The 15,710-nt window shown below is 66.7% G+C and carries 12 protein-coding genes; 10 read left to right on the top strand and 2 right to left on the bottom strand.

What is annotated here, in order from left to right; translation table 11 throughout:
• Positions 1–22 precede the first annotated feature (22 nt).
• Together ABQY64_RS12445 and ABQY64_RS12440 are read right to left on the bottom strand one after the other, a co-directional pair.
• Complete coding sequence (locus tag ABQY64_RS12445) at positions 23–1,339, bottom strand: FAD-binding oxidoreductase (protein WP_349779323.1); 1,317 nt, start codon at positions 1,337–1,339, stop codon at positions 23–25.
• Entirely contained in the window at positions 1,339–2,718 is a 1,380-nt protein-coding gene (locus ABQY64_RS12440; RefSeq protein ID WP_349779324.1) for a glutamine synthetase family protein, read from the bottom strand. Before ABQY64_RS12440 ends, ABQY64_RS12445 begins: the two co-directional genes overlap by 1 nt.
• A 286-nt stretch (positions 2,719–3,004) precedes the next feature.
• Here ABQY64_RS12440 and ABQY64_RS12435 point away from each other — a divergent pair, with 286 nt between their 5' ends.
• The 10 genes from ABQY64_RS12435 (at position 3,005) to ABQY64_RS12390 (ending at position 15,661) form a co-directional block, all read left to right on the top strand.
• The gene (locus ABQY64_RS12435; RefSeq protein WP_349779325.1) at positions 3,005–3,760 is read left to right on the top strand and encodes a gamma-glutamyl-gamma-aminobutyrate hydrolase family protein; all 756 of its coding nucleotides are present in this window, start codon (positions 3,005–3,007) and stop codon (positions 3,758–3,760) included.
• Positions 3,761–3,766: 6 nt separating this feature from the next.
• Complete coding sequence (locus ABQY64_RS12430) at positions 3,767–5,152, top strand: glutamine synthetase family protein (protein WP_039521987.1); 1,386 nt, start codon at positions 3,767–3,769, stop codon at positions 5,150–5,152.
• Positions 5,153–5,353: 201 nt separating this feature from the next.
• A complete protein-coding gene (locus ABQY64_RS12425; protein ID WP_349779326.1) occupies positions 5,354–6,730 on the top strand; it encodes an aspartate aminotransferase family protein in 1,377 nt (458 codons plus the stop codon).
• Positions 6,731–6,936: 206 nt separating this feature from the next.
• Positions 6,937–8,052, top strand: a complete 1,116-nt coding sequence (locus ABQY64_RS12420) for a polyamine ABC transporter substrate-binding protein (protein WP_349779327.1) — start codon at positions 6,937–6,939, stop codon at positions 8,050–8,052.
• A gap of 196 nt (positions 8,053–8,248) precedes the next feature.
• On the top strand, positions 8,249–9,451 hold the full coding sequence (locus ABQY64_RS12415) for an HlyD family secretion protein (protein WP_102584755.1): 1,203 nt from the start codon (positions 8,249–8,251) through the stop codon (positions 9,449–9,451).
• The gene (locus tag ABQY64_RS12410; protein WP_104645877.1) at positions 9,448–11,034 is read left to right on the top strand and encodes an MDR family MFS transporter; all 1,587 of its coding nucleotides are present in this window, start codon (positions 9,448–9,450) and stop codon (positions 11,032–11,034) included. The genes ABQY64_RS12415 and ABQY64_RS12410 overlap by 4 nt, the downstream gene beginning before the upstream one ends.
• A 4-nt stretch (positions 11,035–11,038) precedes the next feature.
• Positions 11,039–12,529: an efflux transporter outer membrane subunit gene (locus tag ABQY64_RS12405; RefSeq protein WP_349779328.1), complete on the top strand. Its 1,491-nt coding sequence runs from the start codon at positions 11,039–11,041 to the stop codon at positions 12,527–12,529.
• 251 nt (positions 12,530–12,780) lie between these two features.
• The gene (locus ABQY64_RS12400; RefSeq protein WP_349779329.1) at positions 12,781–13,911 is read left to right on the top strand and encodes a polyamine ABC transporter ATP-binding protein; all 1,131 of its coding nucleotides are present in this window, start codon (positions 12,781–12,783) and stop codon (positions 13,909–13,911) included.
• Positions 13,908–14,816: an ABC transporter permease subunit gene (locus ABQY64_RS12395; protein WP_349779330.1), complete on the top strand. Its 909-nt coding sequence runs from the start codon at positions 13,908–13,910 to the stop codon at positions 14,814–14,816. The genes ABQY64_RS12400 and ABQY64_RS12395 overlap by 4 nt, the downstream gene beginning before the upstream one ends.
• The gene (locus ABQY64_RS12390; protein ID WP_349779331.1) at positions 14,813–15,661 is read left to right on the top strand and encodes an ABC transporter permease subunit; all 849 of its coding nucleotides are present in this window, start codon (positions 14,813–14,815) and stop codon (positions 15,659–15,661) included. The genes ABQY64_RS12395 and ABQY64_RS12390 overlap by 4 nt, the downstream gene beginning before the upstream one ends.
• Positions 15,662–15,710 lie beyond the last annotated feature (49 nt).

Genomic DNA, 15,710 nt, shown 5'->3' with positions numbered 1-15,710 from the left:
AAGTGCCCAAGACGGCGCCTATTCACCACAACGCATCGCGCAGCCGGTACCAACCCATCGCCGCCACCAGCAGCGGCGTGCGCAGCAGGCGCCCACCGGGGAAGGGCCGATGCGGAATGCGTGCGAACACGTCCAGCCGTCGGCTCTGGCCGGCGATGGCCTCGGCGATGACCTGGCCGGCCAGGCCAGTGGCGGCGACGCCATGCCCGGAGAATCCCTGGGCGAAATACACGTTGGGCCCCAGCCGGCCCCAATGCGGGGCGCGATTGCGCGAGATGTCCACGTAGCCGCCCCACAGTGTTTGCAGCGGCACGTCGCGCAGTTGCGGGAAGACCGTGTGCATGCGCCGGGTCATCAAGCGATCCAGGCCGGGCGGCGGGCGCGAGGAGTAGCTGGCGCGTCCGCCGAACAGCAGCTGGTGGTCGGCGCTGAGCCGGTAGTAGTCCAGCGCCCAGTTGGTGTCGGCGACCGCCATGTCGTTGGCGATCAACGCGCGTGCACGGGCCTGGCCCAGTGGCGGCGTCGCACCGACATAGGTGCCCACCGGCATGATGTGGCGTTCCAGCGCTGTGGAAATGCCCTGCAGCAGGGCGTTGCCGGCGATCACGCCGAACTCGGCGCTGACGCTGCCCTGGTCGGTCTGCATGGTCACGCGCGCGCCATGCTCCAGCCGGGAGACCGGCGAGGCCTCGTGGATGCGCACGCCGGCGGCCAGCGCTGCGCGCGCCAGGCCCAGCGCATAGGCCAGCGGATGCAGATGGCCGCTGGCCGGGTCGAACATCGCGCCCAGGTAGAGCGGGCTGTCCAGCACCTGCCGCGTACGCGCGCGGTCCCACCATTCCAGCGGGTAGTCGTAGCGCTCGGCCATGCGCATGATGCCGTGCTGCAAGGCCCGCACCTGGCGCGGCTTCAGCGGCACGTGGGCGTGGCCGTCGCGCCAGTCGCAGGCGATGGCGTGGCGCGCGATGCGCGCGCGCAGCAGGTGCATGCCGTCGCGCGAGAAGTCGAACAGCAGCCGCGCGTCGGCATCGCCAACCAGCGCTTCCAGGGTTTCCTGCTCGCAGCCGTAGCCGACGATGGCCTGGCCGCCGTTGCGCCCGGAGGCGCCCCAGCCGATGCGCCTGGCCTCCAGCACGATGACCTTGTAGCCGGCCTCGGCCAGGGCGAGCGCGGCGGTGAGGCCGGTGTAGCCGGCGCCGAGGATGCAGACATCGGCACGTTGCACGCCCTGCAGGCACGGCTGCTCCGGCAAGGCCGGCGTGCTGCGGGCGTACCAGCTGTCGGGATAGCCGTTACCCGACGGATCGGCAGGCGGCAGCGATGTGGCCGGGCCGTCCATCAGACGATCCGCAGGTACCGGGCGTAATCCAGATCGGGCACCTGCGCCTGGTAGTCGAGCAGCTCGCGCTGTTTCTGCTGGCCGAACACGTGCTGGAACTGGCTGCCGAACTGCGCGCCGACAAAGTCGCTGGCGCCGAATGCATCCACCGCGGCTTGCCAGGTGCGCGGCCGAAAGACCGCTTGCGCATAGGCATTGCCGGTGACTGGCGCGCTGGGCTCGCCGGGATGTTGCAGGCCGTCCAGCATGGCGGCGAGCACGGCGGCGGCGGCCAGGTACGGGTTGGCATCGGCGCCGGCGATGCGATGCTCGATACGGGTGTTGCGTGCATCGCTATGCGGGATGCGTAGCGCCACGGTGCGGTTGTTGAAGCCCCAGCTCGCATCCAGCGGCACGAAGGCATTGCTGACGAACCTGCGGTAACTGTTGGCGTGCGGCGCGAACATCAGCAGCGAGGCATCGGCGTGCCGCTGCAGGCCGGCGATGGCATGGCGCAGGCGGTCGGCGGGCGCATCGACGTTGCCGGCAAACACGTTGTGCCCGTCGGCATCGAGCAGGCTCACATGCAGGTGCAGGCCGCTGCCGGCCTGGCCGGGAAACGGCTTGGCCATGAAGCTGGCAAGCTTGCCCTGCTGTTGCGCAATCGCCTTGATGGTGCGCTTGAGCAGGATCGCCTCGTCGCAGGCGGCCACCGCATCGGCGCGATGCTGCAGGTTAATTTCGAACTGGCCGGGTGCGTATTCGGCCACGGCGGTGTCGGCCAGGATGCCTTGCTGCCGGCAGGCGTCAGTCACCGCGTCGGTGAAGGTGCGCTGGTCGTCCAGGTCCTGCAAGGAATACACCTGGGTGCTGTCGCTGCGTGCACCGGTCTGCGGGTCGCGCGGCGTCTGCGGGCGTCCCTGCGCATCGGGCACCGCATCGAACAGATAGAACTCCAGTTCCACCGCAATGACCGGGGTCAGGCCGAGCGCAGCAAAACCGTGCAGCACGCGCTGCAAGACCGCGCGCGGTGCGACCTCGAACACGCTGCCGTCCGGCTGATGCATTGCCAGCAGCAGCTGCGCCATCGGCCGCGGTGCCCACGGCACCGGGCGCAGCGAGCCGGCGATCGGCCGGCAGATGCGATCGGCATCGCCGATGGCGTAGCCCAGCCCGGTTTCCTCGACGGTATTGCCGGTGATGTCGGTGGCGATCAGCGACATCGGAAGGCACACGCCATCGCGATAGACCTTGTCCAGGACTTCGGCTGTCACACGTTTGCCACGCAGCACGCCATTGGTGTCGGGCAACAGCAGATCGACCGCTTCGCAGCCATCGATCCGCGCCAGCGTGGCGGCATCGATGGCGGGCAAGTACGCGACGGAGTTCTCGGAAACCATGGGCACCACCTGCAAGGTCGCCGCTCAGACTAGCAAAGCGCATGTGATCGTTCGCAACCGTGCGCGTGTGGACCCTGGCAATGCAGGTGGCCGCACGGTAAGTTCGCAGGCATCGGCAACGCACCCCATCAACCCGTGACGAGCATTCGCTGACAATTCGTCGCAGTCGGAGGGATGCAGGTGATGCGAGCCGACAGCTGCGCGCCACATCTGCCCTGTACAGTGCCAGCGCCTGCCTGGTGGCGAGCGCAGACGTGATGCAGCCGCGTTCAACCGGGAGATCCGCATGGCTGTCGTTCCACTGGTCGGGTTGCCGACCGATCGCATCCAGCAAGGGCCGCATCCGTTTCTGGCCACCGGCGAGAAGTACATCCGCGCGGTGGTGGACGCAGCCGGAGCCATGCCGGTGCTGTTGCCGAGCCTGCAGCCCACGCTGGATGCGGGCGCGTGGCTGGATCGCCTGGATGGCCTGTTGCTGACCGGTGCGGTGAGCAATGTCGAGCCGCATCACTACAGCGACGAGCCGAGTTGGGAGGGCAATCCGCACGACCCGGCGCGCGATGCCACCAGCCTGGGACTGATTCCGCAGGCACTTGCGCGTGGCCTGCCGGTGCTGGCGATCTGCCGCGGGATGCAGGAGGTCAATGTGGCGCTGGGCGGGCGCCTGCACCAACGCGTGCATGACGTGCCCGGCCTGGCCGATCACCGCGAAGACCGCGCCATGCCGCTGGACACGCAGTACGGCCCGGCGCATTCGGTGCAGCTGCATCCCGGCGGCCTGCTGGCCGGCATGAGCGACAGCGCGCAGGTCGCGGTGAACTCGCTGCACGGGCAGGGCATTGCACGCCTGGCCGACGGCCTGCTGATCGAGGCGACCGCGCCGGATGGCCTGATCGAAGCCTTTCGCGGCCCCGGGCCGAGCTTTCTGCTCGCGGTGCAGTGGCATCCGGAGTGGCGTGTCACACGGCATCCGTTCTACCGTGCCATCTTCCAGGCCTTCGGCGAGGCCTGTCGCCAATACGCCGCTCGACGCGGTCAGTGAGGTTGCATGTCGATCCGCACCCGTTCGCGCACATCCACGCCCAAGCAGCCCGAGAGCGCGCTGCGCCGCTGGCTCAAGGACCGCCACATCACCGAGGTCGAGTGCCTGGTGCCGGACATCACCGGCAACGCACGCGGCAAGATCATTCCGGCGGACAAGTTTTCGCACGACTACGGCACCCGCCTGCCGGAAGGCATCTTCGCCACTACCGTCACCGGCGATTTCCCGGACGATTACTACGAGCTGACCTCGCCATCGGATTCGGACATGCATCTGCGCCCGGACGCATCCACCGTGCGCATGGTGCCGTGGGCGGCCGATCCCACCGCGCAGGTCATCCACGATTGCTACACCAAGGACGGCCAGCCGCATGAGCTTGCCCCGCGCAATGTGCTGCGGCGCGTGCTCGACGCCTATGCCGAAGCCAAGCTGCAACCGGTGGTGGCGCCGGAGCTGGAATTCTTCCTGGTGCAGAAGAACACCGACCCGGACTTTCCGTTGTTGCCGCCGGCCGGGCGCTCGGGTCGGCCGGAGACTGCGCGGCAGTCGTATTCGATCGATGCGGTCAACGAGTTCGACCCGATCCTGGACCTGATGTACGACTATTGCGATGCGATGGAACTGGACGTGGATACGCTGATCCACGAATCCGGCGCCGCGCAGCTGGAGGTCAACTTCACCCACGCCGATGCGCTCTCGCGCGCCGATCAGGTGTTCCTGTTCAAGCGCACCATGCGCGAGGCCGCGTTGCGGCATGGGGTGTATGCGACATTTCTGGCCAAGCCGATGGAGACCGAGCCGGGCAGTGCAATGCATATCCATCAGAGCCTGCTGCATGCCGGCACCGGCAAGAACGTGTTCAGCGGCAAACGCGAAGGCGGCTTCAGCGACACCTTTGCGCACTATCTCGGTGGCCTGCAGAAATACATTCCGATGGCGATGGGGCTGCTGGCACCCAATGTCAATTCCTACCGGCGGCTGATGTTCGGCGAGGTGTCGCCGAGCAATGTGCTGTGGGGCTTCGACAATCGCACCTGCGGGCTGCGGGTGCCGATCGATGTGCCGCAGAACATGCGGGTGGAAAGCCGCTTTGCCGGCTCCGACGCCAATCCGTACCTGGCGATGGCGGCGACCCTGGCTTGCGGGCTGCTCGGCATCCGCGAGAAGCTCGAGCCGACCGCGCCGATCAGCAGCAACGGCAAGGAGCAGGGCTACGATCTGCCGCGCTCGCTGGGCGAGGCGCTGGACGGTCTGGAGGGCTGCGAGGCCTTGCAGGAGATGCTGGGGCGGCGCTTCGTGCGCGCCTACATCTCGGTCAAGCGCAAGGAGTACGAGACGTTCTTCCGCGTGATCAGTTCGTGGGAGCGGGAGTTCCTGTTGTTGAATGTGTAAGGCGTCTGCGCTCGGCGCAGCGTGCCGCGTTATTTCCTTCTCCCCTCGGGAGAAGCTGCCCGAATGGCGGATGAGGGCAGGTCGTCTGGCCATGGTCCAGACTCACGTGCATTGCTGGCGTCCGATGCGTTTTGCCCCAGCTGCCTTTCGTAACGCCACTGCATTCGCGCCACTGGCGTGAGCCACCTTCCGGAGCAAGCCGTGCACCCCACTGTGTTGGAAACCTTGCAGCAACTCGATGCCGCCCATCACCTGCATCCGTTCAACGACAACGCGGCGTTGGCCGAAAAGGGCACGCGCATCCTGACACGCGGCGAGGGCGTGTATGTCTGGGACGCGCAGGGCAACAAGTTGCTGGATGCGTTCGGCGGCTTGTGGTGCGTGAATGTCGGCTACGGGCGCAAGGAGCTGGCACAGGCGGCGGCGCGGCAGATGGAACAGCTGGCGTACTACAACAGCTTCTTCCAGTGCACCACCGAGCCCACCATCCATCTGGCTGCCAAGCTGGCGGTGCTGACGCCGGGCGATCTGAACCATGCGTTCTTCGCCAACTCCGGGTCGGAGGCCAACGACACCATCCTGCGGCTGGTGCGGCATTTCTGGGCGGTGCAGGGGCAGCCGGAAAAACGCATCTTCATCGGCCGTCATGACGGCTATCACGGCACCACCATGGCCGGTGCCAGCCTGGGCGGCATGCGCGGCATGCACAGGCAGGGTGGCCTGCCGATTCCGGATATCCACCACATCGCACCGCCGTATCACTTCGGCGATGGCGGGGAGATGGACCCGGAGGAGTACGGGCTGCTGGCGGCGCGTCGGCTGGAAGACCGGATCCTGCAGCTCGGGCCGCAAAACGTGGCGGCCTTCATCGGTGAACCGATCATGGGCGCGATCGGGGTGTACATCCCGCCGCGCAGCTACTGGCCGGAAATCGAGCGCATCTGCCGGCGCTACGACGTGCTGCTGGTGGCCGACGAGGTGATCTGCGGGTTCGGGCGTACCGGCGCCTGGTTCGGTGCGGATTATTTCGGCTTCCAGCCCGACGTGATGACGCTGGCCAAGGGCATCACCTCCGGCTATATCCCGTTGGCGGCGGCGATGTTCAACGATCGCGTGGCCGGCGTGCTCAAGGCGCAGGGCGGCGAGCTCGCGCACGGCGGCACCTATGCGGGGCATCCGGTCTGCGCGGCGGTGGCGCTGGAGAACCTGCGCCTGCTGCAGGACGAAGGCATCGTGGACACCGCGCGTACCCGGATCGCGCCGTATCTGGCACAGCGCTGGGCCGAGCTGGGCGAGCACCGGCTGGTCGGCGAGGCGCGTATCGCCGGCCTGGTCGGGGCACTGGAACTGGTGCCAGACAAACGCCGGCGCGGGGTCTATTTCCCCGAACGCGGCCGGGTCGGTGCGATGTGCCGCGATTTCGCGCTGCGGCGCGGGCTGATCCTGCGTGCCACCTATGACGCGATGCTGCTGTCGCCGCCATTGATCATCACCTGCGAACAGGTCGATGAGCTGTTCGACAAGGCCTGGGCGGCGCTGGACGATACTGCGCAGGCGCTGGGCATCGGTGCGGGGTAAGCCTGCCGGCGCATGTCAAGCTTTGCCGGTCGCGTACCTGCGAGGGCGGCCGGCAGAGGCGATTGCGGCACCGGCCGCGCCGGCCAGCGGGTGGCACGGTTGGTATCCGCCACGCCGCGCTGTGCAAACACAAACACCATGGGTAGGCTGGCCCTTCGACCGGCCGCATCCCGGCCCGCCCTGATCGTGCTGCCCTGGAGACCCGCATGACGCTGCGACTGCTCGCCCTGACGCTGTCCACCACCTTGCTGGCCGCCTGCGGTGGCAGCAATGCACCCGGCGGTGCCGAGGCGCAGGCCAAGGTGCTCAATGTCTACAACTATTCGGACTACATCGCCGAAGACACCATTCCCGCGTTCGAGAAGAGCACCGGCATCAAGGTCACCTACGACGTCTTCGACAGCGACGAGATGGTGGAAACCAAGCTGCTTGCCGGTGGCAGCGATTACGACGTGGTAGTGCCCACGCTGAACTTCTTCGGCCGGCAGATCCAGGCCGGCGTGTTCCTGCCGCTGGACAAGGCCAAGATCCCCAATCTGGCCAATCTGGACCCGGACATCATGCGGCGCATTGCCGCGCAAGACCCGGGCAACGCCTATGGCGTGCCGTACATGATCGGCACCACCGGCATCGGCTACAACGTGGACAAGCTCAAGGCGATCTTCGGCAACACCGAGGTCGCCAACAGCTGGGACCTGGTGTTCAAGCCGGAAAACCTGTCCAGGTTGAAGGACTGCGGCGTGACCCTGCTGGACACGCCCTCGGACCTGATTCCGATCGCGCTCAATTATCTGGGCCTGGATCCGCACAGCAGCGTGCCGGCCGAGATCGAGCAGGCTGCCGCGCTGATCAAGACGATCCGCCCGTACGTGCAGAACTTTCATTCCAGCCAGTACGTGACCTCGCTGGCCAACGGCAACACCTGCCTGGCGGTGGGCTGGTCGGGCGACATCATCCAGGCGCGCGACCGTGCGGTGGAAGCCGGCAACGGCATCAAGGTGGCCTATGCGATCCCCAGGGAAGGTGCGCCGCAGTGGTTCGACATGCTGGCCATTCCCAAGGACGCCAAGCACCCCGACAACGCCTACGCCTTCATCAATTATCTGTTGAAGCCGGACGTGGCCGCGGCCAACAGCAACTTCATCCACTACGCCAACCCGGTGCGCACCGCCACGCCGCTGGTGGACGCGGCGATCCGCAACGACCCCACCATCTACCCGCCGCCGGAGGTGACCGCCAAGATGTTCACCTATGCGATCAATCAGCCCGAGGTGGACCGGCTGTACACGCGGCTGTGGACCGAGATCAAGACCGGTCGCTGACGACGCAGGCATTCTTCCATTCCTGTAACAACGCCTGCCATTCGCGTGTTTGGAAGTCCGAGCGCGCGCTGACTGCGGTCATCACGCAATCTGTACCGGGCGGTTCAAATAATTGTATGGTTGCGCCGCCTTCGCCGGACCGCTGATGCGGCCCGTCGTCGTCGCGCGCCTCGCCCACGACACAGGACGCCTCACCTTGAGCAACCACGACCAGCAGTCCAACGACGGCCAGCCTTCGGGCACGGATGCGCAAGGCACCGGCGCGCACAACGAGCAGGAGCCGCCAAAGCCCTCGCCGTTGAAGAATCCCAAGGTCAAATGGACGCTGATCGTGGTCGGGGTGCTGGTGGTGGTGCTGCTGGTGATCTGGCTGGCCTATTACCTGATCAAGGGCCGCTACATGCAGGACACCAACAATGCCTACCTGCAGGCCGACTCGGTGGCCGTGGCGCCGCGGGTCAGCGGCTACGTTACCAAGGTGATGGTGGGCGACAACCAGATCGTGGAAGCCGGCCAGCCGCTGCTGCAGATCGACGACCGCACCTACCAGGCGACCCTGCAGCAGGCCGAAGCCGCGATCGCCGCGCGCCAGGCCGATATCGCCGCGGCCACCGCCAATGTGTCCGGGCAGGAGTCGGCGCTGGTGCAGGCGCGTAGCCAGGTGACCTCCGCAGCGGCAAGCCTGACCTTCGCCCAGGCCGAAGTGAAGCGCTTCGCCCCGCTGGCCGCCTCCGGCGCCGACACCCACGAACACCAGGAAAGCCTGCAGCACGAACTGCAACGCGCACGCGCCCAGTACGAGGCCGCGCAGGCACAGGCCAAGGGCGCGCAGAGCCAGATCCTGGCCAGCAACGCGCAGCTGGAGCAGGCCCAGGCCGGCCTCAAGCAGGCCAGCGCCGATGCCGACCAGGCCCGCGTGGCGGTGGAAGACACCTTGCTGACCAGCCGCATCCACGGCCGCGTCGGCGACAAGACCGTGCAGGTCGGCCAGTTCCTCGGGGCCGGCACCCGCACCATGACCATCGTGCCGCAGGAATCGCTGTACCTGATCGCCAATTTCAAGGAAACCCAGGTCGGCCTGATGCGTCCCGGCCAGCCGGCCGAGATCGAGGTCGATGCCTTGTCGGGCGTCAAGCTGCACGGCAAGGTCGAGAGCCTGTCGCCGGGCACCGGCTCGCAGTTCGCGTTGCTGCCGCCGGAAAATGCCACCGGCAACTTCACCAAGGTGGTGCAACGCGTGCCGGTGCGCATCCGCGTGCTGGCCGGCGACGAGGCGCGCAAGGTGCTGGTGCCGGGCATGTCGGTCGAGGTCACCGTGGACACGCGCTCGGCCAAGGATGCCAAGCAACGGGCCGAGGAGGAATCCGATCGCGTGCAGGCGCAGGAGCGCGCGCGATGAATGCAACGGCAGCCACCGGCCCGCGTGCCGGCGGCAGCGCGCAACGCGAGAAGGCCGAGCCGGGCGCCTGGCTGGCGGTGCTGGCCGGCACCATCGGCTCGTTCATGGCGACGCTGGATATCTCCATCGTCAACGCGGCGCTGCCCACCATCCAGGGCGAGGTCGGCGCCAGCGGCACCGAAGGCACCTGGATCTCCACCGCGTATCTGGTTGCCGAGATCATCATGATCCCGCTGACCGGCTGGTTCGTGCGCACGCTGGGCCTGCGCAACTTCCTGCTGATCTGCGCGGTGATGTTCACCGCGTTTTCGGTGGTGTGCGGGCTGTCGACCTCGTTGACGATGATGATCATCGGCCGTGTGGGGCAGGGCCTGGCCGGTGGTGCGCTGATTCCGACCGCGCTGACCATCGTAGCCACGCGCCTGCCGCCGAGCCAGCAGACCATGGGCACCGCCTTGTTCGGCATGACCGTGATCATGGGCCCGGTGATCGGTCCGTTGCTCGGCGGCTGGCTCACCGAGAACGTCAGCTGGCACTACGCCTTCTTCATCAACGTGCCGATCTGCGTCGGCCTGGTGGCCTTGCTGCTGCTTGGCCTTAAGCATGAAAAAGGCGACTGGGCCGGCCTGCTCAATGCCGACTGGCTGGGCATCTACGGCCTGACCGCCGGCCTGGGTGGGCTCACCGTGGTGCTGGAAGAGGGCCAGCGCGAGCGCTGGTTCGAATCCAGCGAGATCAATGCGCTGAGCGTGATCGCCCTGAGCGGATTCATCGCATTGGTGATTTCGCAATTTCGCCGGCGCGCGCCGGTGATCCGGCTGTCGCTGCTGCTGCATCGCAGTTTCGGTGCGGTGTTCGTCATGATCATGGCGGTGGGCATGATCCTGTTCGGCGTCATGTACATGATTCCGCAGTTCCTGGCGGTGATCTCCGGCTACAACACCGAGCAGGCCGGCTACGTGCTGCTGCTGTCAGGCCTGCCGACCGTGCTGCTGATGCCGATGATGCCCAAGCTGCTGGAGGTGGTGGACGTGCGCATCCTGGTGATCGCCGGGCTGATCTGCTTTGCCGCGGCCTGCTTCGCCAATCTGTCGCTGACCGCCGACACCGTGGGCATGCATTTTGTCGCCGGCCAGTTGTTGCAGGGTTGCGGCCTGGCGCTGGCGATGATGTCGTTGAACCAGGCGGCCATCTCCTCGGTGCCGCCCGAACTGGCCGGCGATGCGTCCGGCCTGTTCAACGCCGGCCGCAACCTGGGCGGCTCGGTGGGGCTTGCGCTGATCTCCACCTTCCAGGAGCGCCGCATGACCTTCCATACCGAAACCATCGGCAGCGCGATCACCGCCAATTCCTCGCGCGCGCAGGATTTTCTTTCCGGGTTGACTGCGCAGATGCAGGGCAGCGCCGGCGGCGAGGCGGCCATTCGCTCGGTCGCGCAGCTGGCGCGCCTGGTGCAGCAGCAGGCCCTGGTGATGACCTATAGCGATCTGTTCTGGATCTTCGGCGTGATCGTGGTTTGCACGATTCCGCTGGCCTTTTTGCTCAAGCCGTTACCCAAGGGGGCGCACCTTGCAATGCACTGATTCCATGCGCCTGATCCGCGTGCCCCTGGCTGCGGCGTTGAGCGTGGTTTTGCTCGGCGGCTGCATGCTCGGCCCCAACTACACCAAGCCCCCGGCAGTGGCCGACACGGCGGTGCAGGCGCCGGCCCTGCACCGTGCCGCTGGCGCCGAGGTGGTCGCTGCCGCGCCGTTGAATCATTGGTGGGAGCAGCTGCAGGACCCGACCCTCACCCAACTGGTCACCCAGGCCCTGGCCGACAGCCCCAACCTGCGTGCGGCGCAGGCGCGGCTGCGCGCCAACCGCGCACTGGCCAGCCAGCGCCGTGCCGAGCGCCTGCCCAAGCTCAACGCCAGCGCGGTGTATGCGTATGCCGAGCCGCCGCAGACCATCGTCGATACGCTGGGCGGCTTGCAGAACGGCCAGAACGGCCAGCCACCGGCACAGGGCAGCGAGGCGCTGGATCTGGAAAAGACCCAGATCTACAGCGCCGGTTTCGACGCCAGCTGGGAGCTGGATTTTTTCGGCCGCCGCCGTCGCGCCGCCGAAGGCGCCCTGGCACAGGCGCAGGCCTCGGAGGCCGAGCTGGCCGATGCGCAGGTGCAGCTGGCAGCCGAAGTGGGGCAGGTGTACCTCAACTACCGCGGCTTGCAGGCGCGGCTGGCGATCGCCGATGCGAACCTGGACAAGATCGGGCAGACCCTGCGCCTGACCCAGCAGCGCCGCGAGCGTGGCGCTGCGTCGGACCTGCAGGTCGAACAGATCGCCACGCAAGTGCAGCAGCAACAGGCGCAGCGCCTGCCGCTGGAGATGCAATCGCAGGAAGCGCTGGACCAACTGGCGCTGATGGTGGGGCGCGAGCCCGGCGCGCTGGACGCGCAGTTGAGCGCGCCGCAGCCGTTGCCGATGCTGCCCACCCAGGTGCGCGTGGACGATGCCGGCGCCCTGATCCGTCGCCGCCCCGATGTGCGCAAGGCCGAGCGCGAACTGGCTGCCTCCAGCGCGCAGATCGGCGAGGCGTTGAACGGGTATTTTCCGCAGGTGAGCCTGCTGGGCGGCCTGAGCTGGGTGGCCGGTTCGCCCAGCGATTTCAATTCCGACGCCTTGACCACGCTGGCGGTGCCGATGCTGCGCTGGTCGATCTTCGACTTCGGCCGCACCAAGGCACAGGTCGAGCAGGCGCGTGCCGGCAACGCCGGCCGCGAGGCGGCGTACCAGGGCGCGGTGCTGGCTGCGTTGCAGGATGCCAATTCGGCATTGGCGCGCTTCGGCTCGGCGCGCAAGCAGCTGGTGGTGGCGCGGCAGGCCGAAGCCTCGGCCACCCGCTCGGCCGGCTTGATGCAGCAACGGCGCGATGCCGGTGCCACCTCGTCGATCGATCTGCTCGACGTGCAGCGCCAGCAGCTGTCCGCGCAGGACGCCGCCGCGCAGGCACAGGTGCAGTTGCTGGTGAACTACGTCGCGCTGCAGAAGAGCCTGGGTCTGGGCTGGAGCGCGCCGGTGCCGGAGCCACGCTGATCGATAGCCGTCGCGGCGGGCGTCGGCGCTTTGTTCGCGCTAGGGTGTCGCTCTGCCGTTGCAGACAGAGTGTTGCTGCAGCGCCCGCGCCGGCAGGCGGTCACCCGATGTAGCAAGTCGTCGTCGGCTCGCTGCAGGCGAGACGCTTGGGCGCAAACGGACGAGCGCTGATGTCGCACCAAGCACTGGCGGCGCCGGTGTCTTGAGGTGCACAGTCGGTGCCGGGCCACGCTTCGCAATCGAGAGGATCCATGGCAGTTACCGAGGCCGCAGCGGCGCCGCTTTCCCCTGGCGACAACGCCTATCTGAGCATCCGCGAGGTCCGCAAGGAATTCGATGGCGTCGTGGCGGTCGACGAGGTCAGCCTGCAGATCCGCAAGGGCGAGATCTTCGCGCTGCTGGGCGGCTCGGGCAGCGGCAAGTCCACCTTGCTGCGCTGCCTGGCCGGCTTCGAGCGGCCGACCAAAGGCCGCATCGTGCTCGATGGCCAGCCGATCGACGGGTTGCCGCCGTACGAGCGCCCGATCAACATGATGTTTCAGTCGTATGCGCTGTTTCCGCACATGAGCGTGGAACAGAACATCGCCTTTGGACTGAAGCAGGAAGCGCTTTCAAAGCCGGCAATCGCGGCGCGCGTGGGCGAGATGCTGGAGCTGGTGCAGCTTGGCAGCCTGGCCAGGCGCAAGCCGCATCAATTGTCCGGCGGGCAGCAGCAACGCGTGGCGCTGGCGCGCTCGCTGGCCAAGCGGCCCAAGCTGCTGCTGCTGGACGAACCGATGGGCGCGCTGGACAAGAAGCTGCGCGCGCAGATGCAGCTGGAACTGGTCAACATCATCGAGACCTCCGGCGTCACCTGCGTCATGGTCACCCATGATCAGGAAGAGGCCATGAGCATGGCCACCCGCATCGCGTTGATGGACCAGGGCTGGATCCAGCAGGTCGGCACCCCGGACGAAATCTACGAACAACCGGCCAACCGGTTCGCTGCCGACTTCATCGGCTCGGTCAATCTGATCGACGCGGTGATCGTCGAGGACAAACCCGACTACGTCGGCCTGAAGGCGTCGGCCTTCGACGCCAATATCCGGATCGGCCACGGCATCACCGGTTTCGAAGGGCAGGCAGTGGCGTTCGCGCTGCGCCCGGAAAAACTCCTCATCGGCAAGGACGAACCGGCCCAAGCCTGCAACAAGGCGCAGGGCGTGATCGAGGACATCGCCTATTTCGGTAGCCATTCGGTCTATCACGTGCGCCTGCCCGGCGGTTTCAAGCTGATGGCCAACTTCGCCAACCGTCAGCGCTGGGCCAGCGAAGCGCTGACCTGGGGCGACGCCGTCTGGCTGAGCTGGGGCGAGGACGACGGCGTGGTACTCACCGCATGAGGCGTCTGATCCGCGCATTGCCGGGTGCGCGCTGGGGCGTGATCGCCGCACCGTATCTGTGGCTGCTGGTGTTCTTCGCGATCCCGTTCCTGATCGTGCTGAAGATCTCCTTCGCCGAGCGCGCCACCGCGATGCCGCCGTACACGCCGCTGTTTGCCGTTGCGGCCGATGGGGCGGTGAGCCTCAAGCTGCATCTGGGCAATTACCTGGTCATGCTCCGCGACAGCCAATACGTAGCGGCGTATTCGAGTTCGATCAGGATCGCCGCACTGTCGACCGTGTTTGCGCTGTTGATCGGCTACCCGATGGCCTATGTCATTGCGCGTCTGCCGCTGGCCACGCGCAATGTGGCGATGATGCTGGTGGTGCTGCCGTCGTGGACCTCGTTCCTGATCCGCGTCTACGCCTGGATCGGCATCCTCGACGGCAACGGCCTGCTCAATCAGGCGCTGCTGGCGCTGGGAGTGATCCGCCAGCCCTTGCAGTTGCTGTACACACCGCTCGCCGCCTACATCGGCATCGTGTACTGCTATCTGCCGTTCATGGTGTTGCCGTTGTACGCCAATCTGGTCAAGCACGACGCGCGCCTGCTCGAAGCCGCCTACGATCTGGGCGCACGGCCGTGGCAGGCCTTCGTGCGCATCACCTTGCCCCTGTCGCGCAACGGGATCGTGGCCGGTTGCATGCTGGTGATGATTCCGGCGGTGGGCGAGTTCGTGATTCCGGAAATGCTGGGCGGGCCGGACACCTTGATGATCGGCCGCGTGCTGTGGGGCGAGTTCTTCAATAATCGCGACTGGCCGGTGGCCGCTGCGGTGGCCACGGTGATGTTGCTGCTGTTGCTGGTGCCGATCGTGCTGTTCCACCGTTATCAGCAGCGCGAGCTGGAAGGGCGGCTGGCATGATGCGCGTTTCTCCCGGCACGCGCCTGCTGGGCGCTGGCGTGCTCGCGCTGGGCTTCGGCTTTCTGTATCTGCCGATCCTGTTGCTGATGGTCTACTCGTTCAACGCCTCCCGTCTGGCGATGGTGTGGGGCGGCTTTTCCACGCGTTGGTACGGCGAATTGCTGCGCGATCGCCAGTTGCTGGAGGCGGCCTGGGTCAGCCTGCAAGTCGCGCTCTGGACCGCCTGTGCATCGACGGTGCTGGGGACGATGGCGGCGCTGGCGATGGTGCGCATGCGGCGTTTTCCCGGCAAGACCCTGTTCGGTGCATTGATCACCGCACCGCTGGTGATGCCGGAAGTGATCATCGGCCTGTCGATCCTGTTGTTGCTGGTCTCGATGGGCGGTGTCCTCGGGATCGCACCGCGTGGCGCGGTGTCGATCTGGGCGGCGCATGTCACCTTCACCGTCTCGTTCGTGACGGTGGTGATTTCTTCGCGCCTGCAGGAACTGGATCGCTCGCTGGAAGAGGCTGCGATGGATCTGGGCGCGACACCGCTGAAGGTGTTCTTCCTGATCACCTTGCCGATCATCGTTCCGGCATTGGTATCGGGCTGGCTGCTCGCGTTCACGCTGTCGCTGGATGACGTGGTGATCGCCAGCTTTCTGGCAGGGCCCAGTTCGACCACCTTGCCGATCAAGGTGTTTGCGTCGGTGCGACTGGGCATCAGCCCCAAGATCAACGCACTGGCCACGCTGATGGTGCTGGCGGTGTCGATCGCCGCAGTGATCGGCTGGTGGCTGCTGGCGCGCAGCGAAAGACGGCGTCAGCGCGATGCGCAACTGGCGCTGCAAGCTGCTTCCTGAGCAGGCACCAACATGGGTGTGGCGAATGCATCGCCACCAGCGGCGGCCA

The sequence above is a fragment of the Xanthomonas sp. WHRI 7065 genome, assembly GCF_040203115.2.
GTDB lineage: Bacteria > Pseudomonadota > Gammaproteobacteria > Xanthomonadales > Xanthomonadaceae > Xanthomonas > Xanthomonas arboricola.
Note: the sequence above shows the minus strand (reverse complement) of the source record. Positions and strands in the feature narration are given on the sequence as shown.